General features: G+C 51.4%; 16 protein-coding genes. 11 read left to right on the top strand and 5 right to left on the bottom strand.

All coding sequences use genetic code 11. The features are described 5' to 3' along the window. The first annotated feature begins 60 nt into the window (after nucleotides 1–60). Entirely contained in the window at nucleotides 61–540 is a 480-nt protein-coding gene (locus JMI88_RS04860; RefSeq protein WP_201360605.1) for a YbaK/EbsC family protein, read from the top strand. Between the two features lie 8 nt (nucleotides 541–548). Here the strand turns inward: JMI88_RS04860 and JMI88_RS04865 are convergent, their stop codons facing one another. Continuing rightward, nucleotides 549–1922 carry a PQQ-dependent sugar dehydrogenase gene (locus tag JMI88_RS04865; protein WP_201360606.1) on the bottom strand — a complete coding sequence of 458 codons (1374 nt, stop codon included), beginning with the start codon at nucleotides 1920–1922 and terminating at the stop codon, nucleotides 549–551. A 337-nt stretch (nucleotides 1923–2259) separates the two neighbouring features. On the opposite strand from JMI88_RS04865, the gene JMI88_RS04870 reads away from it, so the two are divergent. The 3 genes from JMI88_RS04870 (at nucleotide 2260) to JMI88_RS04880 (ending at nucleotide 4601) form a co-directional block, all read left to right on the top strand. Beyond that, complete coding sequence (locus JMI88_RS04870; protein WP_201360607.1) at nucleotides 2260–2736, top strand: flavin reductase family protein; 477 nt, start codon at nucleotides 2260–2262, stop codon at nucleotides 2734–2736. Nucleotides 2737–2866: 130 nt separating this feature from the next. After that, nucleotides 2867–3550: an HIT family protein gene (locus JMI88_RS04875; protein ID WP_201360608.1), complete on the top strand. Its 684-nt coding sequence runs from the start codon at nucleotides 2867–2869 to the stop codon at nucleotides 3548–3550. 199 nt (nucleotides 3551–3749) lie between these two features. Then, complete coding sequence (locus JMI88_RS04880; RefSeq protein WP_201360609.1) at nucleotides 3750–4601, top strand: 3-hydroxyacyl-CoA dehydrogenase family protein; 852 nt, start codon at nucleotides 3750–3752, stop codon at nucleotides 4599–4601. A gap of 80 nt (nucleotides 4602–4681) precedes the next feature. On the opposite strand, the gene JMI88_RS04885 is transcribed toward JMI88_RS04880, so the two are convergent. From JMI88_RS04885 to JMI88_RS04900, 4 genes are all read right to left on the bottom strand, one after another. Beyond that, on the bottom strand, nucleotides 4682–5476 hold the full coding sequence (locus JMI88_RS04885) for a PRC-barrel domain-containing protein (RefSeq protein ID WP_201360610.1): 795 nt from the start codon (nucleotides 5474–5476) through the stop codon (nucleotides 4682–4684). Between the two features lie 332 nt (nucleotides 5477–5808). Continuing rightward, nucleotides 5809–8334, bottom strand: coding sequence for an FxSxx-COOH system tetratricopeptide repeat protein (gene fxsT / locus JMI88_RS04890; protein WP_201360611.1), 2526 nt, complete (start codon nucleotides 8332–8334; stop codon nucleotides 5809–5811). 77 nt (nucleotides 8335–8411) lie between these two features. Then, entirely contained in the window at nucleotides 8412–9791 is a 1380-nt protein-coding gene (locus JMI88_RS04895; protein ID WP_201360612.1) for a helix-turn-helix transcriptional regulator, read from the bottom strand. Nucleotides 9792–10103: 312 nt separating this feature from the next. After that, nucleotides 10104–10313, bottom strand: a complete 210-nt coding sequence (locus JMI88_RS04900) for a helix-turn-helix domain-containing protein (RefSeq protein WP_201360613.1) — start codon at nucleotides 10311–10313, stop codon at nucleotides 10104–10106. Nucleotides 10314–10543: 230 nt separating this feature from the next. Here JMI88_RS04900 and JMI88_RS04905 point away from each other — a divergent pair, with 230 nt between their 5' ends. The 7 genes from JMI88_RS04905 to JMI88_RS04935 all read left to right on the top strand — a co-directional run bounded on the left by JMI88_RS04905 (nucleotide 10544) and on the right by JMI88_RS04935 (nucleotide 21094). After that, entirely contained in the window at nucleotides 10544–10780 is a 237-nt protein-coding gene (locus JMI88_RS04905; RefSeq protein WP_201360614.1) for a hypothetical protein, read from the top strand. A gap of 147 nt (nucleotides 10781–10927) precedes the next feature. Continuing rightward, on the top strand, nucleotides 10928–11623 hold the full coding sequence (locus JMI88_RS04910; RefSeq protein ID WP_201360615.1) for a sigma-70 family RNA polymerase sigma factor: 696 nt from the start codon (nucleotides 10928–10930) through the stop codon (nucleotides 11621–11623). Next, entirely contained in the window at nucleotides 11620–13287 is a 1668-nt protein-coding gene (locus JMI88_RS04915; RefSeq protein WP_236022815.1) for a DEAD/DEAH box helicase, read from the top strand. Before JMI88_RS04910 ends, JMI88_RS04915 begins: the two co-directional genes overlap by 4 nt. A gap of 2 nt (nucleotides 13288–13289) precedes the next feature. Continuing rightward, complete coding sequence (locus JMI88_RS04920) at nucleotides 13290–16280, top strand: hypothetical protein (RefSeq protein ID WP_201360617.1); 2991 nt, start codon at nucleotides 13290–13292, stop codon at nucleotides 16278–16280. Further along, complete coding sequence (locus JMI88_RS04925) at nucleotides 16277–18604, top strand: DNA polymerase (RefSeq protein ID WP_201360618.1); 2328 nt, start codon at nucleotides 16277–16279, stop codon at nucleotides 18602–18604. Before JMI88_RS04920 ends, JMI88_RS04925 begins: the two co-directional genes overlap by 4 nt. 60 nt (nucleotides 18605–18664) lie before the next feature. Then, complete coding sequence (locus JMI88_RS04930) at nucleotides 18665–19516, top strand: DNA adenine methylase (RefSeq protein ID WP_201360619.1); 852 nt, start codon at nucleotides 18665–18667, stop codon at nucleotides 19514–19516. An 18-nt stretch (nucleotides 19517–19534) separates the two neighbouring features. Then, on the top strand, nucleotides 19535–21094 hold the full coding sequence (locus JMI88_RS04935; protein WP_201360620.1) for a DNA cytosine methyltransferase: 1560 nt from the start codon (nucleotides 19535–19537) through the stop codon (nucleotides 21092–21094). The last annotated feature ends 113 nt before the right edge of the window (nucleotides 21095–21207 follow it).

The raw sequence follows: 21207 nt of genomic DNA on the forward strand, positions 1-21207 counted from the left end.
TACACACAATAGTGGATGATAATGACTTATAATAAGAAAAAAACAGGAGAGCAACGCTGTATGTCTCAGGAAATGAAAGCGAGAGCCAGATTTGTCCAGAACACGTTACAGACGCTGGGCTACCAGGTTGAGGTGGTGGAGTTAGCCGAATCGACCCGCACCGCGAAAGAAGCGGCTCAGGCCATCGGTTGCCAGGTAGCCCAGATTGTAAAATCGTTGATCTTTAAGACAAAGGATACACACAAACCTATATTAGTAGTTGCCAGTGGCTCTAACCGTGTCAATGAAAAAAAACTAGGCGAACTGGTTGGAGAACCAATTGAGCGCGCCAATCCAGACTTTGTACGCCAGCATACCGGCTACGCCGTTGGCGGAGTTGCCCCCGTCGGTCATCCCGAGCCACTAACCACTTTTATTGATCAGGATCTTTTGCAGTATGACCAGATCTGGGCTGCAGCCGGTACGCCTTTTGCTGTCTTTCAGCTTACACCCCGGGACCTCCAGGGCATGACACAGGGGCAGGTCGCAGCAATCTCCTAGCCACCACCTTATGGCTGATACGCAAGCTTATAGACGGTACCATTTAAATCGTCCGAGATAAAGATGTTACCCTGGTGATCAATAGCTGTATCAACCGGACGTCCCCATACAGATGTGTTATCCTGCCAGCCAGTCACCAGATCGATTTGCTGTTCTGGCTGGTGGGACTGATTGTTCCAGGGGAAGTAGATGACTTTATAGCCGGTTGGCACGGTACGATTCCAGGAGCCGTGCAGGCTGATCAATGCACCTGTATGTTGTGGGTTTGCAGCCACTGGATCCTGTAGAAAAGTCAGGCCAAGCGGTGCTGAATGGGCCTGTATTCCTTTATCAATGCGCTGCATCTGATCACAGTTCACATGGCCATCGGCGTTAAACTCGACATCGCGATCGAAAGGCATGTGATTGAGACCCTGATCTTGATTGGGATTACAAAACGGCCAGCCGTAGTTGGCCCCTTCCTGTACATGGGTAAATTCTTCTGGTGGATGATTATCTACATATGCTGGAATTCGTTGTCCATATTGACCGGTTGCGTCTTGATGGGGATACAGGATGTTATCGCGATTATTAACCGCAACCCAGAGCTCGTTGCTGCCCGGGACAAAAGCCAGTCCTTCAGCGTTGCGCAATCCGTGTGCATAAAGATGCCCCTGTGTACCATCTGCATTATACTGATAGATAGCGCCTCGCAGTGGATTGCTCCGGGTATCCGCCAGGCAAGCGTTACAGGTTGAGGCGATTGAGACATATAATTTATTGTTACTATCCAACGCAATGTTCTTCAGTTCATGACCATAGGCACCATGCAGTTCAGGGCTACTGCTGTCTGGCAATCCCTTGACCACTATCTGACGATTGTGAGCCTGGGTATCACCTTTTTGATAAAGGAAACGATTGACCTGATTAGTTTCAGAGATATAGACATATGCCTGTTGACCAATCGTATGGAACACGATATCCTGCGGACGCCGTAAACCGCCCACAAATGTTGATATACTAGAATTCCCCTGTTGATTGGACCGCACCAGATCAACTTTCCCTTCATCTGGCACTGAAACCAGTAAATCTCCATCAGGCGTCACTGCCATAAAACGAGCTTTGGGAATGCGAGCATAGACGGAAATCTGCATATGTGGAGGAACATTGAGATAACGATCTTGCGCAAACGTTCCACCGCGTATATTAGATGCTACAGATACCTTGACACGCTGATTGCCAGCCGCAGGATGAGCTAAGATCTCAGAGACAGCCGACGTTGAGGTTCCTTGATTGGTCTGTGGCGTCGCGCTTGCTTTCGCACCAGCAGGCGTACTCGTATGAGTAGGATGTGAAGCGGTTGGTGGTGTGCTACTGGAACCACAACCATTCAACTCTAGCATCAAACATAACCACAACGTAGTTAAGCTTGCAGTAATTGAATACCTTCGCACTGGATAAGCTCCCCTTTCAAGACAATCATGCAGATAGTGTATATATATAATATATAGCACGCATAAGTCGTGTGGATGGTCCTGGTCGCCCTTAAACTGCCGCTTTTCATAGCCCTCTTGTCTCATATACACGTATTTAAACGCATACTAGTGTCATAGCGGCAAAGTACTGGCTAGCAGCAACTGGCAAACTCTTGAGCAACTCTAAGCACAGGTGACTGGATACCAGATCCGTCCAGAGATTACAATAAAGATAAGTAATATAGCAAAAGTGAGGTGAGATACCATGGACCCGGCAGTAAAAAAGCAAGCATTACGTACATTTACCTATGGACTCTATGTGGTTATGAGCAAAGAAGATGAGGTTGTAAATGCATTTACAGCCAATTGGCTCACACAGGTCTCTTTTGAGCCTCCATTGATCGCTGTTTCTATTGAGAACGATGCGAAATCGCTTTCGATGATTCAGCATAGCCAGGCATTCACGATCAATGTTTTGAAAACAGGGCAACGCGATCTGGCAGGCCAGTTGGGTCGATCATACAACAAAAATCCTGATAAACTGGCAGGCATTAGCTACAGCTTACAGCAAGATACCTACCCGGTCCTGAATGATGCGTTGGCCTGGATCACCTGTAAGGTACAGAATACCATGCCGGCCGGGGACTCAACACTGATCATCGCAGAAGTTATCGACGCTGGCGTGCAGGCTGAAGGCGCTTCTCTTACTATGAATGAGGCAGGGTTCCGCCATGCAGGTTAAAATGTAATAACAACCTTCAATAGAGTATGATACCAGGTGATACATCTCTACGCGTCGTCTTGTACCATACTCTATATATGCCCATATACTTTATTCAAATGAGGAACAACAAGACAAAGGAGTTCACTGCATGCAGCGTCAGAGCAGCGCATCTTCAGATACCCATAAAAATTCCCTGTTGGATATTAAACGCGAATGTACATTTTGCCAGATGGAACATATTGCTCCGATGGTAATGAAGGAAACACCAAACTTACGTCTGGTAGCTGACCATGCACCTGTAGTTGAAGGCCACCTGCTGATTATCCCTAAACAACACTATACCTGTTATGGAGATGCCCCGGCCAGCCTCGATGCCGAATTGTTCGATCTCAAGCAAGAAGTGCGACGTTTTTTTGAGCTCAACTATACTGAGCCAGTGTATTGGGAACATGGCATCTTCCACCAGACGGTCTATCATGCTCATCTACACTGCTTCCCCATTGGTCCACTCATCTATGATCTGGAGCAGCATGAGCACGGTCAACGCATACATGGCCAGGAGGATATTCGGGCCTGGCACCAGGAAAAAGGACACTATTTCTATCTTGAAGATGGCCACTATGGCTATCTATTTCCACCTCAAGCTGAAGACTACTCTTTCATCATCAAAAATGAGCTAGGACCGGCCGTCGCGGCCCATAGTAGTTACAAACAGTGGCGCCTATCTCAGGAGCGCCAGGTCGATGGCAAACCGCTGATCGCCTCAGCCATGGGCCGATGGAAAGAGTTCGAGCATACCGAACAGGCTGACGCTCAATCATCGTCACAGTAATTAATGGCCTTCATTTCGTTTCTACACCAGGGATCAACAAAAAGCGTATACTATAGAGTAGATACTTCAGAGAAGTAATTTCATAGTTGGTTTTCGCCTATTCATGTTGGGTGCTTTTAGCTCATCATGAATTTTTAGTCGAGATACATTCTTTTCTGATTATTTACTTTTTATATTTAACTTGAGGAGAAAAGCATCAATGGAAATTCGCAAAGTTGGCGTTATCGGATGCGGCTTAATGGGTGGAGGTATTGCGCAGACCTGCGCGCAAGCGGGATATACGACGCTTGTGCGGGAAATTAATCAAGAACTACTTGATAAAGGATTGGCACGGATAGATGCCGCCTGGCAGAAAATGGAGAGCAAGGGCAAGCTTACGGCACAGCAGGCTGCAGAAACACGCGAGCGTCTGCGCGGTACAATCAATCTGGAGGATCTGGCCGATTGTGACGTGATTATCGAAGCGGTAATCGAGAATATGGAAGAGAAATTACGTCTATATCCGATGCTCGATCGCTTACTCAAACCCGAGGCCCTACTGTTGAGCAATACTTCTTCATTAAGCGTAACCCAGATGGGAGCAGTTACCAGACGACCCGACAAAGTAGCGGGCCTGCACTTCTTTAATCCTGCTCCAGTCATGCAACTGGTTGAAATCGTACGTACAATTTCAACGTCGGATGAAACTATTGAAACCGTCCAGCAGTTTGCCCGTTCGCTAGGTAAAACGCCGGTACTGGCAAAAGATACAGCGGGCTTTATCGTCAACTTCCTGCTCATCCCTTATCTGATCTCAGCAGTTCGCATGCTGGAAAACGGTGTAGCCAGCCGCGATGACATCGATACGGCCATGAAACTCGGCTGTGGCTATCCCATGGGTCCATTTACATTGCTGGACTATGTAGGACTCGATACGACACTCTGGGCGGCAGAAGCGATCTATGATGAATACAAAGATCCGCTCTATGCTCCTCCTCCGTTGCTACGCCGTATGGTGCAGTCGGGATATTATGGAAAGAAAAGCGGCAAGGGGTTCTACGATTATCAGTGATTACTGATACTTTAAGAAGATGCATTTCCGCTGGAACGCGGGGCAAAAAAGGATGCGGGCTATGCTCGCATCCTTTTTGTTTAGTCTGCAGCCACAACACGGGGTGGAAGTGATCTTCGTGTATTGTAGCCTCGGCGGTCAGACACATAGCGTTGAGGTGTCGGGCGTACCTCTTCAGGAAGATATGAGCCAGCCGCATCGGTGTTAATGCCAGGGAAATTTGGACCATAGTTGTAGTGACCGGTCTCGGCTGGAGACAGTGGGCCACGCGCAAACATTGGTACACCTTTTACCTCTGGTACACCAAACTCAGGTGACTCATCATAGAGATCAGCCGGTACGCGGTCAAGACCACGCTTCAGCAGATCCACTTCGTTAACCTTTAAACGCACAACATCATTGATAATGTTATTCTCAATAAAACGTAGCGGCACATAATAGACCTTCATGGCGAAACCGCCACGATCAGCCAGAATATAGTTGCCCAGGCGAGCCTGCACTGCACCCAGCGACTCACCACTTCTATCAATGACTGTTTGACCAATATAAAATTTTGCCAGAGCTCCGCCTAACTGTGGAGAAGAAATATATGTTTCTTCTGGTGCGGCCATCGGATCTTCTAGTGCCCACCCAAGAATACCTACAAGCACGAAGACAGCGCCAACCAGAGTCAGCCATGGTGCATCGGGAATGAACAACAAACCAACTATCGAAACCAGAATTGCGACACTAAGTAACACAGGCCACAAGCTAGGATTCGGTAAGTGGATATGATGTTCCTCCTCAGCAGCCAGCGCATCCTCCTCATAATCAGCGACAACAGTGCTCTCTCTATCGTCTGTAGCGGGATTAGCACGTTGAAGAGAACTATCCATAAGCATTTCCTCTAAGAATGTATTACGATCTGTGAGGACGAGTATTCCCAATAAAATTGTCCTGTTCATAACAATAACACAATTCCCCATTTTTGACCAGAGCATAGCCCTCCACGACGTCCACATCACGCTCACCGCTCTACAATTCTTGTGCAAAACCAGCCGGTGTTATCCCCTTTTGTTCGTGCAAGTGGATGTCAAAGTGGATGTCAAAGTGGATGTCAGATTTTCCCTCTCTCAAACAGCAATACAAGCGCATTCAAAGAAACCTCAAAGTGCATTAGGTAATTGCGAGATGATACATCATCTCTAAAACAAATCGAGAAACTTTCCTATCGGCTTTGTTGTGTGTTGGGATCCATATTTTGTAATAGGAGGGCATAATTATCACGAACTGTTCGGGTGCGAGGATGCTCAAGTCCCAGACTCTGCTCCAAGATGCTCAAGGCTCGCTGGTACAGTGGCTCCGCCTCTGTATACTTGCCCTGCTCTCGGTAAAGTTCCGCCAATCCGTTGAACGGAAAGGCCACATCAGGATGCTCGGCTCCTAGGCTTTGCTCCAAGATGCTCAAGGCTCGCTGGTACAACGGCTCCGCCTCTGCATACTTGCCCTGCTCTCGGTAGAGTTCCGCCAAATTATGGAGCGGATAGCCCACATCAGGATGCTCGGCTCCCAGGCTTTGCTCCAAGATGCCCAGGGCTCGCTGGTACAGTGGCTCCGCCTCTGCATACTTGCCCTGCTTTCGGTAGAGTTCCGCCAATCCGTTGAGCGAAGAGGCCACCTGAGGATGCTCGGCTCCTAGGCTCTGCTCCCAGATATGCAGGGCTCGCTGGTACAGTGGCTCTGCCTCTGCATACTTGCCCTGCTCTCGGTAGAGTTCCGCCAAATTATGGGGGGGATAGCCCACATCAGGATGCTCGGCTCCCAAACTCTGCTCCCAGATGTGCAGGGCTCGCTGGTACAACGGCTCCGCCTCTGCATACTTGCCCTGTTCTAGGTAGATATTCGCTAAATTATGGAGTGGATAGCCCACATCAGGATGCCCAGTTCCCAGGCTCGGCTCCAAGATGCCCAAGGCTCGCTGGTACAACGGCTCTGCCTCACGATAACGAGCACGATCCTGAAGGTAGGATGCTACCTTATAAAGCAAACGACTCGCTTTCCAGGTAGCGATCTGGTATTGTTGGATAATCTGCGTTCCTGTGATTGCTTGCCTCAGAAGCCGTTCACACTGTGGCCAGGTTCGATGTTTCGCATCTGGAAATGCTGCATTAATTGCCAACATCGCACGCTCAGCCCATATACGCTGCTCTTCCTCCTCTAACTCATCCTGGAGTACCGCCTGGACCAGCCGATGCACGGAGAGCGTTCGTTCTCTGGGATCACGCCGAACCAGTGAATAGGTCCGTAATACTTCGATAGCTTGATTGCGTAGTAAAGCATCAGAAGCGAGAGGAGCCAGCACCGGTCCCAGAACTGAAGCACCTAGGGTCAGAATTTCTTCGGCAATGGCGTCAGGGGCAAAATAAGCACACAGGCGTAACAGATCGGCAGCAGCATAATTCTTCTCCTGAACGCGTCTAAAGGAAAGAGACCAGGTAGTAGCCACAGCCTCAGGATGATCAGAAATGCGAGAACGGCGATCATGAAGCAACGTTTGTCGATGGGTTTGATAAATCTCTTGATATTCCGACAAACTTATCCCAGTCGCTTCCAGATAGGCTCCTGCTTGATCTAAAGCCAGAGGTAATCCCCCCAGAGTGTAGGTGATTGAAACTGCTAATTGCTGATCTGTAAGCGGCACTTGCAGCAAATCGGCATCAGGAGCCAACAGCCCGGCTCGTCGCAAAAATAACGCAGCGCCTTGTTCATCAGGCAACGTTTCCACTTCCAAGCGTGTGGCGAGCCGCTGCATATCCCAGGCACGGGTAGTCAGCAGAATATGACCTCCGGGAACTGTTGGCAAAAACGGTGGTAGCACATCCAATTCATCCACATTATCAAGAATGAGCAACCACTTCTGATGGTTCTGTAGCCACATTTTGACGGCCTCTATAGTGATCTCCTGCTCATCCGCATCGCCTTCAGGGAGATTAAGAAGCTTGGCAATCGCGATGTAGGAAGAAATGAGCGCATCCTGACTCTCAGCACGTGCCCACAAGACAGCTACATAGTCCTGATGGTAGCGATAGGCGTATTCCGTAGCGATCTGTGTCTTGCCAATTCCTCCAAGCCCGCTGATAGCTGTGGGGGACGGGGAAAGCGCCATGGCCTGCCCCCCTTGCAATTGGGCATGTAGCTGTATGAGGACCTCATCTCGCCCCATAAAGAAGGGGTTACGAGGATAGGGAATGTTCCAGATAGACGGCAAAGTGGCACGTGCGGAACTGGCTGGCAACAATGACAAGTCTTCGATGGCCCGGCGGATACCAGTCACCACATCCACAAACGCCTCATCGCGATTGCTCCATGTGGTAATTGCCTTGGCATCAGTTGGCAAGACTTGTAAATGAGAAAATAAGGCGCCTTTCCAGTCAGCTGGACGCAATATCACGGGAATGACGCGAGCCTGGCCAGCCTGGTTGCGGGCCAACGCACGTTTCATCTCGACCTGATAGCAATAATCTGATGCGAGGAAATCCGAGCTGACCAACAGAAGGATGATCGATGCGCGATTTAATCGTTCATCAATCGTCCTAGCCCAGTCAGTACCTGGAACGACCTTCCGATCGAACCAGGTTGAGATGAGTCCCTGGCGTTCGAGTGAACTGAGATGCTTCATCAACTCATCACGCAATGGCTCATCTTCATGAGCATACGAAAGAAACACATTAATAGCGTTTGAGTACGTCGTCATAACTGAAAAGCATCCTGTCCCTAGACGCTAGGAAGTGACAATGAACAAGATGATAAACCAAGCTTACTCCTCAAGCCTCAACTGCCCTGTTGAAACAAACCCTCCAGATTCTGGACACGGGTTTCGCTGGGCCAGCGCAGCTGGATCTGCTTAAAGACATCCGCAGACTCGCTTTGCCAAATTTCATACCCCTGTTCAGCGGCAGCGTTAGCCCCAGCTTCGACATATGCGCAACTCATCTCAAGATTTCCCAATTCAGCCGCCGCACTTCCTTGCAGATTGATGATCTCAATACGCCAACTTTCTGCAACAGGGAACTTGGGATTAAGTCCATCTACTTGTGCCAGCGCGTCCCAGGCCTGTTGAGGCTGGTCTAAGTCCATGTATGTCAGCCCATCATACAGATGGAGGACTGCTTCATTACAAACCGTATACAGGAAACTTGGGTCTTCTTCCGGCTGCGAGGGGAACACTTCGTGTGCGCGGCCTCTATACCTCAGCGCATCTTGCTGGTTTCCACATCGCGCGTAGGCGCTGGCCAATCCCATATATATTCTGGCGCGTAGCAGAGGCGACACATAACGTGTAAGAGGGAGCGCTCTCTGATATGTCTGCAGGGCCTTATCGGTCTTCTTGGCGACGAGAGCGATCGTTGCCATCTGCTTAAGGGCAGCCACCTGGATACTATAGTCACCTGTAAGCTGACTATACTGCACTGCTAAATCACAGTACCTCTCTAGGGCAGGAACGTTGCCCTTGTCCACCTCGGCCGCAAGTATGTATCCCTGCGAGGCAATCGCTGCGGCCATTTTCTGGTTTTTTGAATAGGTTTGGGCCAGGGTCTCTACCCTCGGCAGGAAGGTCGGCAGAATCTCCTGTACGGTCTCGGGCTGGCTCGCATTATTCAGTCCCCAGCAAGTATCTACTAGCTTTGAAAAATGTGCTAAAGTTTCCTCATTAATGTTTGTTGGCTTGGTAAGTCCTCTGCTAAGCCGGTCCCACGGTTCAGGGTTTATCAGTTCGTTCATAGGCATTGCCAGTGTTAATCCTGATACGCCCAGCAACTGCTTTAGTGCGTTCCGCCGTGACTCGTCAAAGTGCGCCATTTTGTCCTCTCCTATTAGTATGGAAGAGAGATATGATGCTTGCTCCCTCGTTAACACTATGATTGATGGGCTTTGACTTTCCTGCAACTCGTAGATTGAAGGCTGCGCCGGAACACTTTTCGATGCGGTTGCATCTCCAATTGTATCTAGCAAATGTCCGTCATCCGTATATCCCAGATCCCGAGGAGACATTCCAAAAGCCTGACACAGTAAACTCAGATTATACCCTCTGGGTGTTTGTGTACCTAGCTCCCAGCGCATATAGGTGCGTTCACTTACTTCAGCCTTATCTGCAGCGAAAGCCTGTGACCATAACCGTTGCTTCCTGGCATTGCGTAGCTTCTGGTTCATCTCAGCCCCTTAAATGAATTCTAAGGTTCTACGACAGTAGGGTCAAGCAAAAAACATCTTTAAAATGGAGCATTACAGCACAAACGACAGGTAAATGACAGGTGGTAACGACACTATAAACGTGAGTATAACGTCCGCTTTACGACATTCTCCTCTTTTTCTGTGTGAAGTATTATTAGCGTTAAGACAGCCGCGTCTTTAGCATACATCATTAAATAGGAAGGTTTCAACGTGAACAAAGCATATAGGCACATAAATACCAAAACCGCGTTAAGTAACATGGCAAACCGTTCCTCAATCGTACAACAGAGTCTACCGAACGGTTTGAATACCGAGCTCTTGAAAAGTTACAGATCGATCAAGATGTTTGCTCAACGCGATACAGGCACGCGCAGCCAATGCCGCTCTGACAGGCTTTCCTTTCTCAATCTTTTCGATCGTTGCACGGGATATGTCCGCTTCTTTCGATAATTGAGTGATAGTCAATCCAGCATTGGTTCGTAGGTCTTCAAATGTGGTCATAAAATCCTCCCTTTTCTGTATATTGTATTGGCTAGATACTAGCATATAGTTGCAAAGAAATCAATTTGTTTAGCTGTAATCGTTCATCTTTGCTAAAATCCGCTAAAAAAGCATTGACATTGGAGAAGATACGGCCGTATACTTCGATCAGCGCAAGCAAAAATGATCAAAGAAGGGCAAAGAAAGACAAATAACGGCCGTAAAGTTATATTTTGAAAGGAGAAAGAGCTATGCTAACTCAGATGTTGCCCTGGATTGCGGTTTCAGGATTGCTGGGGTTAATCGCTGGATTGATTCTCGGAATTTACCTGGCTTCAGCCTTAGTGAGAGGTCACTATAGCCATATCTTGACCAATACGGATCACGGCCAACATATCCCAAAGGCGGCATTTATTCCTCGGCCTTATCCAGCGAGCCGCCCTCTTGATATAAGCGATGAGGAATACTACATGCGCACACACCGCTAGCAAGCAGAAAGGCTTGGCATGCGCCACATACCAAGCCCGATTGAGAAACTTTTCTCGTAAACGTGCTTTCGTCCCGACAGTCAAGTCCTCCTCCATAGTATCCCGTGTTGGAGGCTTGACGTCAAGCGCCATGAGGAGCAAGATGCTATGGCCTGGAAAACAAATGTCAGCCCTACACGGGTACAACAACAAGCTCTGGTTGCACGCGCACAAGCTGGGGAGCCTGTAAGAGATGAAATTATCCTTTCTCTTCAACCCTGCATCAAAGCGATGGCAACCAAGCACATCTATAATAACCTTCACAATAGCCATCATGTCGAATGCGATGATCTGGTACAGGAAGCGAACGTCGCTGTCCTCGAAGCTCTGCAAAATGCTCTGACCAAAGAAGATCCCTATAGGTATCTGGTGAAAGTCGCGAAAAGGGCGATGATCGAGTACTATGTCAACGGGAGATCTGACCTCATCAAGACCTGGCATAGTTACCAGAAACCTCTTTCTATTCTAAGCCTGGATGTACCAGTGCAACGGGAAACAGAGACGCCTTTTGCTGATACACTCTCTGTAGAAGTGCGCTTAGAAACTTCCAAGCCGCTAGAAGAGGAATATGCTTCCCTCTACAGCGCTATTGAGGCGCTCCCCGAAAAACAGAAACTTGTCGTCCGGCGCTATTATGGCTTGAGCGATGCTCCTACCCCTCTCAACGAGATCAGCCGCATGCTCTCACCTAAATCACCGCGGCCAGCCAATGCTCACTACCATAATAAGTGTGCTCTGAACGCATTACGTACGCTCCTGGCCCCAGCAACCTCCGAGCCCTGTGCGATCGGAGGTGCCAAGTGATACTAACACCCTCTACGATCACACTGCGTCCGTACCAGGAAACGTGTATAGATCGGGTTATTGCCTCCTACAACCTGCAGCCGCAGGGAGGGAAAGCGCTCGTAGTTTTGCCCACCGGAGGCGGGAAAACGATCGTTTTTACCGAGATAGCGCGGCGGCTCGGCCTCAACACGCTCATCATCGCACACCGGCAAGAGTTGCTACAGCAGGCCGCAGATAAGTTCCGCCTGGTGGATCCCACCGCGATCATCGGGCAGGTAGGGGCAGGGCGCCACGAATATGGGGCACCCATCACCGTCGCCTCTATTCAGACGATTAGCCGCCCCGAACACCTCCGGAACCTCAAGCTGTTCGGGTATGGGTTGGTCATCATCGACGAGTGTCATCACAGCTCAGCTGGCGGTTACCAGGCGGTACTCGACGCGCTGCCAGATACTTTTGTTCTGGGGGTCACCGCAACACCCGATAGATTGGATAAGCAAAGTATCGAAGCCATTTTCGGAGAGCCGGTATTCTCCGCATCAATCATCGATATGGTTGAGCAGGGGTTCCTCTGCGATCTGAGGGCCATAGCTATCCCGACCACCACCTCACTGGATGACGTCCATACCCAGGCGGGAGATTTCAAGCTAGATGAGCTCGAGGTCGCAGTTGACACCTCCGAGCGCAACAGGGCCATTGTCCTTGCCTATAAGAAGCACTGCCAGGGACGACAAGGGATCTGCTTCGCGGTCACCATTGAGCACGCGGCCCACCTAGCGGAAACCTTCACCGAGATGGGCGTCCGCTCCGAAGTGGTCAGCGGGGAAACGCCATCCGAGGCGCGCAAGCGGATTCTGCACGAGTATGAGCGGGGCTCTGTAGAAGTGCTGTGCAATTGCGGCGTACTCACCGAGGGATTCGACGCTCCCCAGACCTCTTGTATCATCATGGCCCGCCCCACCAAATCAAGGGCACTGTTTACCCAGTGTGTTGGTCGCGGGACACGACTGGCTCCGGGGAAGAAAGACGCGATTATCCTCGACATCACCGATAATTGCCTCAAACACCGGATCCAGCCCCTGACCTTGAGCAAAGCTCTAGACATGACTCTCTTGAACGGCGAGAGCATCACCGAGACGAAGAAGCGAGAGCTCCAGGAACGCGAAGAGCGCGAGGAGCGCATGACGAAGGTCTCACGCCGAACGCAGGATCTCGCCCTCAACATGCTGGCCCGAATGGACTGGAAACGCCAGAGGACCGGCGCCTATGTGCTCGAAATCGGGGAACACAAACACAAGGTGTACCTGGTGCCCTCGGACGACAAGGACGGCTACTATTCCGTCTGGGCCCAGCTGGCCCCCAGCTACCAGAAGCAACAGTGGCTGAAGGAGTCCCCTCTGGAATGGGCCCAGCAACACGCCGAAATGAAGGCAAAAGTGCTGCAAGCCGGTGCCAATAAGGCCGTGCTTGTTGACAACAACCACCCTTGGCGCGCAAGGTCCGTCTCCGACAAACAACGCTACCTGCTCAACAAATACAAGATCCCCGTAACGCCACATATGACCGCCGGAGAAGCATCTGATCTGATCGGAAAAGCAAAGGATGATGCGGAGAAACTACGCGCCGAGAAAAAAGCCAGACGCGCACAGAAAGCCATTCAAACGCTGATAGGGAGGAGATAAGTATGATCACGTATGAGAAACGCTTGATCGATACGACTGAGGTGTTACGGGCCCTTCAGGTCTTGTTAGCTCCGGGGCACGTGGCAGAGCTTCGCATCTTGAATGCTACGACACGCGCATCACGCTATCCCTACCAGGCCAGCGGGTACTTCAATGATCAGCAAGCGATGATTGAAGCGCTCAAGACGCTGACATCTGCCAAAGGGGTGTATGTCACACTTCAGCCCTGCATTCCCGAGCTCCTGGCACGGGCACAGAATCGCCTGCGCTCTGCGGATGAGATGCGTATGAACAAGAGCAGCACCTCAGACAGCCATGTTCTAGCCTATCGATGGCTGCTCATCGATGCCGATCCCGATCGCCCCGCGGATATCTCCGCTTCGGATCAAGAACATGAAGCCGCGATCGCACATGCAGAGTCTATCCAGCAAAGGCTGCACGCCATGGGATGGCCTGCACCTATTGTGGCTGATAGCGGCAATGGAGCCCATTTACTCTACCGCATCGATCTGGGTGTGGCCAGGAAAGATCTGGTGCAGCGCGTTCTCGGAGGGCTGGCAGACGCATTTGATAGCGAAGGTGTTCACATCGATCAAACGGTCTTCAACCCTTCGCGTATCAGCAAGCTGTATGGGACCCTGGCCTGTAAGGGCGATGATACGCATGAGCGACCCCATCGTATGGCGCGCTTGCTCGCCGTTCCAGAAGAAATACACCCGGTATCTCAGGATTTGCTTGAGGCGATTGCTCGCCAACCGATTCCGCCAAAGGCGGAGCCACGACGCCAGATTTCTCGGCGGGGAACGCCTCCTGCCTTTGACCTGGCCGCCTGGATAGCTGCCAATCACCTGGATGTCCAGGGACCCAAGCCATGGAATAACGGCATGCGCTGGATCTTCAACGTTTGCCCATGGAATGCGGATCACACCGACCGAAGCGCCTATATCGTCCAATTTGAGAACGGCGCTATCGCCGCGGGGTGCCAGCACAATAGTTGCCGTGAGAAAACATGGCAGGATCTGCGCCGCCTCTATCCATTGGCTGCCAACGCAAATGGCAGCGCAAGCCCCCCACTTCCACCTAGGAGCGTGACAGGATCTGCGCCCTCTCCGGATTCACTCCCCGAGATTATCATCGGCGAAGATCAGTTGCGCGATATGACCAATCAGGCCCTTGCGGCCATTCAGCAGCAAGAAAAGCGCGCGCCAAGCCTCTTTTTGCAGGCGGCGCGACTGGTGAGTGTCGGTCATGATGAAGACCATCGACCAATTATCGGTCAAATGGGAATTCCCGAGGTCAGAGAAGTGCTCACCCATGCCGCGAATTTCTACCGGCTCAAAAAGGTTGCCGGGGCCGAAGAACTGTATACCAAGGCGCCGTGTCCACCACCAAAAGAAATCGCCGAGCAGATTCTCGCGCGGCAAATACGGAAGCCTCACTTACCATTCCCAGCGCTCATGGCGATCGTCGAAGTGCCCGTTATTCGGCCGGACGGCAGTATCCTCGACAAACCAGGGTATGATCGGACAACACGCCTCTACTATGCCCCTTCAAAGGACATGCCAAAAATAACAGTCCCGATGAGTCCCACGCGAGAAGAACGCGAAGCTGCCCTGGCCTGCATCTGGGATGCCATTGGAGAGTTTGCCTATGCAAGCGAGGCCGATAAGGCCAATGCGCTCGGGTTATTGCTCACGCCCATTGCACGTCCCGCCATTCAGCGGCATATCCCCCTGGCGCTTCTGGATGCCCCAAAGAGAGGAACTGGGAAGGGATTGTTGAGTGATGTTGCCTCTATTATTGCAACCGGTTCGAGCTCCTCAGTTCTCACCATGTCGGAGAACCCGGATGAATTGCAAAAGTCCATCACTGCGCTCCTGATAGAGGGCGCGACAGTGATCACCATTGATAACATCGTAGAGCGTCTCCAGTCCAAACACCTGGATGCAGTTCTGACAGCCGACTGGTGGAAGGGGCGCATCCTGGGTGTATCCAAAATGGCGCGTGTGCCCCAACGAGCCACGTGGATCGCCACCGGCAACAACATTCGGCTCGGAGGAGATCTGACCCGCCGGTGCTACCGCATACGCATGAACGCGAGAAGCTCCAAACCCCATAAGCGCAAAAATTTCACGCATAAGGACCTAGCCGGGTGGGTTAAGGAACATCGCGTGGAACTGGTCAAAGCACTACTCACGCTAGCACGCGCCTGGTATGCAGCTGGTCAACCCCGCTACGAGCACCTCCCCTCGATGGGCACGTTCACCGGCTGGGTCGAAACCATCGGCGGCATTCTGGAATACGCGGGCGTCCAAGGCTTCCTGACTAATATGGATGAACTGGATGAACAAGCCGACGAGGACGGCCGCCAGTGGGAAGCGTTCCTCCAGGCATGGCGCTGTGAGGTGGGGGAAGAGTGGGTTCCGCTCTCTACCATCATCAAGGCAATTCAACAATCCGCCGGCACTGCGGGGGGTGTGAGTGATGTTGCGGGGGGTGTGAGTGAAAACACGCAAAATTCGCTGGGTGAAGTCCTCCCAGATACCCTGCAGGTCGCCCTCAAAGAGAAGCCCGCGACATTCAGTGTACGCCTCGGGAAAGCGCTTGACAAGCGCATTGATGCCTGCTTTGGAGACGAGAATCTCTGTCTTGAAAAGATGCTAGATACCCACCATAAAAAGAGTCTTTGGAGGGTATTTGCGGGGGGTGCGGGGGGTAGTTCCCTACCAAGTCCAGGCGAAAATTGTGAAACACCAGATTCTCTACGTGGAGAATCTGAAAAAAGGAAAAATGGGAGTGGATCTGATGGGACACACCCCCCGCACCCCCCGCAAATCGCCGAAAACGAAACAGTGCAAAAATCGGAGAATGGCTCTACAAGCGACTCTATAGAAATCGCCACATCGGAAGACGGGAAAAAAAAACCTCAAAAACCACAAATTGGTATGCAACCCCCCGCAAATGGGAAGGAATGGGAGGACTTTGACCTATGACCCCAATTGAACTTCTCGAAGATCTGCAGAAACACGATGTCTACCTGAGCCTGAACGGTGAGAAACTCCACGTCCATGCGGCAAAAGGTGCATTCACACCAGAACTGCAAGCCCAGGTACTCGCGCAAAAAACTGACCTGCTTCACCTGCTCTCTTCCGATGGAGATCAGCCATTGGAAGAACAAGAGAAGCCAGAAGATGCTAAGATCGAACAATGCGTACAATGCCCCGAACCACTCACATACTATAGCGATCAAGGCATCCCCTATTGCGAAAAGCACCGACGGGAGAAATCACTGGCACAGTGCGCAGCCTCCCCTGCCCTCCAGCTGGTGACCCAGGAAGCTTTTTTCCTTCATGATGTGTGTTGTGAAATCGCGGAAGCACTCGGCCAGGTTACCGGCCCGGTCGCGCTGGATCTGGAGACGACAGGACTCAATGCCCTACATGATCGCGTGGTCTCGATCATGATAGGGATTCCTGGCCGGGTCTATATCCTCGATATGCGCCCGTATTACAATCTATCGCCGGAACGCCGGAAGGAATGGAGGAGAGCGCTACAGAATGTATTCCAAAAGCCTGCAGTGACGTGGATCGGGCACAATCTGAAATTTGATTGGAAATTCCTCTCTGCCCACTTCACTATCCATCTCCCCCAGGTCTACGACACGATGCTGGTCGAGCAGCTTATTCATGGCGCCGGACTCAGCGATAGGGAGTTCTCTGTCAGCCTTCAACAGACAGCCGCACGCTACCAGATCCTGGTAGAAAAAGAGCAACGAGCCTGGTTTCCTCAGCTCCATATGCGGCCAGAATGGTCTTCCCCATTCCCAGCGCAACAACTGGCATACATGATCCAGGACATTGAAGTCCCGTACCATATCTACGAGCGCCAACAGCAACGCATCCGCGAGCTTGACCTCGCACAGATTGTACAGGTGGAAAATCAAGCCCTTCCAGCACTGGCGGCGATGGAATTACGAGGCGTCCTTATCGATCAAGCGCTCTGGCGGTCGATGCTCCAGAAGAAAGCTGAACGCCAACACCTTCTAGAGCAAGAAATCGCCACCACGCTAGGGAAAGCACTACAAAAGGCATATGATACGTACCAGCGAGCGCTCCAAGCTGAAGAGCAACACTTGATGCATACGTACCAATCTGAACGGACGCCATCTAGCTGGCCCGCGTTCCGAAAGGAAGGTCTTGCGTCCTGGAAAGCCAATCATAAAGCACCACCCAGACCCTCACGTATGCCCCAGGGAGAGCCGACTATCAATCTGGCCTCTTCAACGCAGCTGCTGGCCGCGCTATCATCAATGGGTATTCACGTAATCTCAACACGTGAGAGTAGCCTGGAACCCTATGCCGCGCGTTTTCCACTGATCGCGAAATTGTTGCAGTGGAAGAAACTCCAGAAGTTCAATAGCTCCTTCGGCGAAAATATCCTCGCGGTGATTGGATCAGATGGGCGCCTGCGCGGGGACTTCGCCCAGATCGGCGCAGCATCCGGCCGCATCATTTGCAGCAAGCCCAATCTCCAGCAGATCCCTTCCCACGAGAAGAATGAGGACGAGAACATCCGCCGGTGCTTCATCGCCCCTGCCGGGTATAAGTTGCTCAAGGCAGACCTGAGCAACATCGAGCTACGCATTCTGGCAGAAGTCGCGCAAGATAGAGAACTGCTCCGCCTGTTCGCAGAAGGCGCAGATCTCCACGCGGAGACTGCAAAGCTGATGTTCAATCTACCACCAGAGACGGATACCCGCAGCTACCTGTACAAAGGCAAGGCATGCGCACGCGATATCGCGAAGACCATCAACTATGGCCTGGCCTACGGCATGGGCGCCCAGGGATTAGCTGCGAGGGTTGGGGTATCTGAAGACGTGGCAAAGGAACTGATGACCACCTACTTCAATACCTATGCAGATGTGGCCAGATGGCTGCGGACCACGGCAAAACAGGCATTGAAACAGGGCTATGCAGTCACCCTGGCCGGGAGGCGCCGGCCCTTTATCGTCACTCCACTCGATGACCAGGCCACACGAGGAGCCATGGAGCGCTCAGCCAAGAACCATCCCATCCAGGGACTCAACGCCGATATCATCAAACGCGCCCTGGCACTGCTCTACCAACGACTCCCAGAGGCTGCGCACATTGTCCTAGCCGTGCATGACGAAGTGGTGTTGGAGTGCCCGGAACAGAACATCGTAGAGGTGGAGAAAATCTTAAAGGATGCGATGGTGCAGGCCTGCCGGGACTTCCTCACTGTCGTGCATATTCCTGAACCGGATGTCCTTGTAGAGAGTTACTGGAAGAAAGATTAAGCGCAGCCAGTTCCTGACGCTAACAACGCCCAGGAGCGGCTTTAAGGATGAGAGATGAATATGGACAAGAAACCCTTTGCATGGTATGGAGGCAAGGCTGCGCTCACGCCGCTATTGGTATCGCTACTCCCAAAGCACCAGGTCTACTGTGAGGTCTTTGGTGGTTCCGGCGCGCTCCTCTTCGGCAAATCACCGAGCCGTATAGAGATCTTCAATGACATTGATAGCGGCGTGGTCAACTTCTTCCGAGTACTACGCAATCCGGTGCAGGCTGAAGCCCTGCAGCAACTTTTACTGCTCACACCCTATGCCCGAGAAGAGTATTACGCCTGTCTGAAACACTGGAATGAAGCTGAAGATCCAGTAGAGAAGGCCCGACAATGGTACTGTGCCGTGATGCAAAGCATGAATAGCTCCATTCGATCAACGGGTTGGAGTTCGTCAAAAGTTCCCAACTCGAACCCTGCCCTCAAGTGGTCAAATCACGCAACACACCTGACTGAGTTTGTGAAAAGGCTCTCGAGGGTCCAAATCGATCACCGAGATTTCGAGCAGGTTATCCAGGCATATGACAGCCCTGAAACCTGCTTTTACCTCGACCCGCCCTATCTCGCAGAGACCCGGCGCAAGGCACAATGTTATAGCCATGAGATGACCTATGCGGACCACGAGCGCCTCTTAGACCGCATAGGTCACGTCCAGGGAATGGTTATCCTCTCCGGATATGGCCATCCACTTTATCGAGAAGCGCTATCTGCCTGGGAATGTAAAACGATTACCGTCACCTGTTCCTCAGAAAACCGTCGCGCGGAGCAAGAAATAGTCCAGCAGACAACAAGGAAAGAGTGCATTTGGCGTAATCCCAGGTGCCTACATAAATCGGAAACGACACTATTCGATATGATGGCCTAAGAAGCGAGGAGAAGAAACATGACACAGGATATCACCTTAACAGATATGTTTTGTGGCGCTGGTGGGACTTCCACCGGCGCAGTGGCAGCTGGCATCGATGTTCGCCTGGCTATCAATCACTGGAAACGGGCAATTGAAACGCACAATTGCAATCATCCCAATACGGCTCATGTTCTCACCGATCTTCACAAGGCTAATCCTCGCCGATTTCCATCAACCACCGGATTAGCGGCGAGTCCGGAATGCACAAGCCATACGCTGGCCAAGGGAAGAAAGCGTACTGGTCAGCAGCAGTTATCCCTCTTCGATGAAGGCCCGACCTTGGAGGATGAAGCAGAAGAGCGTTCACGCTGTACGATGTGGACACCACTGGACTGGGCAGAATATCACAATTATCAGTTCGTGATTCTGGAAAATGTTGTTGACGCGCACCTGTGGCGCCCCTTCGACTCATGGCTGCAGGCCTGGAAAAGCCTGGGGTATGACTTTGAACTGGTCTACTTCAATAGCATGTTTGCCCATCCAACACCTCAATCCAGGGATCGAATGTACTTCGTCGCGTGGAAGAAAGGCAATCGTCGCCCAGATCTCCGCATCTGCCCACTTGCCTACTGTGGTCATTGCGGGAAAGATGTTGCGTCGGTACAGTCCTGGAAAAATGTCAGCAAGCGCCGCGGCAAATACAAACAGCAATATGTGTATCGCTGTCCTGAGTGCGCTCACGAGGTCACTCCGTACTACTATGCAGCTGCGAATGCGATTGATTGGACAATCCCAGCACCACGCATTGGAGATCGGGTACGTCCACTTCGTGAGAAGACGCTGCAACGGATTGCAGATGGTTTGCAGAAGTTCGCTGGCCATTCGTTTAGCATTCCGATGACTAGGGTTCAAGATCGATTCCGAGATATGATACAGGAGCCATTTCCAACCCAAACGGGAACAGAAACGCAGGGTTTGGTTGTCCCCTACTTAATCAACCTTAATCATACTGCAGCCCGGCCGGTGCTCGTCGTGGAACAGCCATTTCATACCCAGACAGCCTATGACGCAACCGGTGTAGTCTTGCCCTATATCGCAGAGTTGCATGGAACATCAACAGCACGAAGTGCGACTGAACCCCTGGCAACAATATGCGTCGGCGGATTGCATCATGGTCTAGTCACACCACCATTTATCCTTGATCATCTTGCTGAATATCGCCCTCGCGAGATTACACGACCGATGTCCACCATCTGTGCGGCGGGCAATCATCATAGCATCATCGTTCCGCCTGCTCAAAGCTGGTTGATGACCTACTACAACAATGGACAACTATCTCCAGTACAACAGGCCGCGCCCACAGTTACTACATTGGAACGTCATGCTCTGGTGACAAGTGAAGAGGCCAGTTCCATTGCAGTTGAAGATTGCGGATTTCGCATGCTCTTTCCCAAAGAAATACAGGCAGCGATGGCATTTCCCACTGAGTATGTGATCACGGGCAATCGCCGGGAGCAGGTCAAGCAACTGGGGAATGCTGTGACGCCGCCTGTTATGCAGCTTTTAGTCTCACGCATTCTCCAATCTTTAGCATAATTCAGATTAACTCCCTTCTGCGGAGGAGGCGAGTGCAGGTGAGCAGACCGAGACGATGGTAGGTAAAAATCTGTAATGGCAGTAATGATGAGGAAGCCTGCGCTGGATGGGGA

The organism is Dictyobacter formicarum, assembly GCF_016587435.1.

Coding starts and splice junctions, on each gene's coding strand:
- fxsT (WP_201360611.1), bottom strand. CDS start 8,334: ATGACGACGTACTCAAACGCTATTAATGTGTTTCTTTCGTATGCTCAT.
- JMI88_RS04875 (WP_201360608.1), top strand. CDS start 2,867: ATGCAGCGTCAGAGCAGCGCATCTTCAGATACCCATAAAAATTCCCTG.
- JMI88_RS04860 (WP_201360605.1), top strand. CDS start 61: ATGTCTCAGGAAATGAAAGCGAGAGCCAGATTTGTCCAGAACACGTTA.
- JMI88_RS04895 (WP_201360612.1), bottom strand. CDS start 9,791: ATGAACCAGAAGCTACGCAATGCCAGGAAGCAACGGTTATGGTCACAG.
- JMI88_RS04865 (WP_201360606.1), bottom strand. CDS start 1,922: ATGCTAGAGTTGAATGGTTGTGGTTCCAGTAGCACACCACCAACCGCT.
- JMI88_RS04920 (WP_201360617.1), top strand. CDS start 13,290: ATGATCACGTATGAGAAACGCTTGATCGATACGACTGAGGTGTTACGG.
- JMI88_RS04885 (WP_201360610.1), bottom strand. CDS start 5,476: ATGGATAGTTCTCTTCAACGTGCTAATCCCGCTACAGACGATAGAGAG.
- JMI88_RS04870 (WP_201360607.1), top strand. CDS start 2,260: ATGGACCCGGCAGTAAAAAAGCAAGCATTACGTACATTTACCTATGGA.
- JMI88_RS04930 (WP_201360619.1), top strand. CDS start 18,665: ATGGACAAGAAACCCTTTGCATGGTATGGAGGCAAGGCTGCGCTCACG.
- JMI88_RS04880 (WP_201360609.1), top strand. CDS start 3,750: ATGGAAATTCGCAAAGTTGGCGTTATCGGATGCGGCTTAATGGGTGGA.
- JMI88_RS04910 (WP_201360615.1), top strand. CDS start 10,928: ATGGCCTGGAAAACAAATGTCAGCCCTACACGGGTACAACAACAAGCT.
- JMI88_RS04925 (WP_201360618.1), top strand. CDS start 16,277: ATGACCCCAATTGAACTTCTCGAAGATCTGCAGAAACACGATGTCTAC.
- JMI88_RS04935 (WP_201360620.1), top strand. CDS start 19,535: ATGACACAGGATATCACCTTAACAGATATGTTTTGTGGCGCTGGTGGG.
- JMI88_RS04905 (WP_201360614.1), top strand. CDS start 10,544: ATGCTAACTCAGATGTTGCCCTGGATTGCGGTTTCAGGATTGCTGGGG.
- JMI88_RS04900 (WP_201360613.1), bottom strand. CDS start 10,313: ATGACCACATTTGAAGACCTACGAACCAATGCTGGATTGACTATCACT.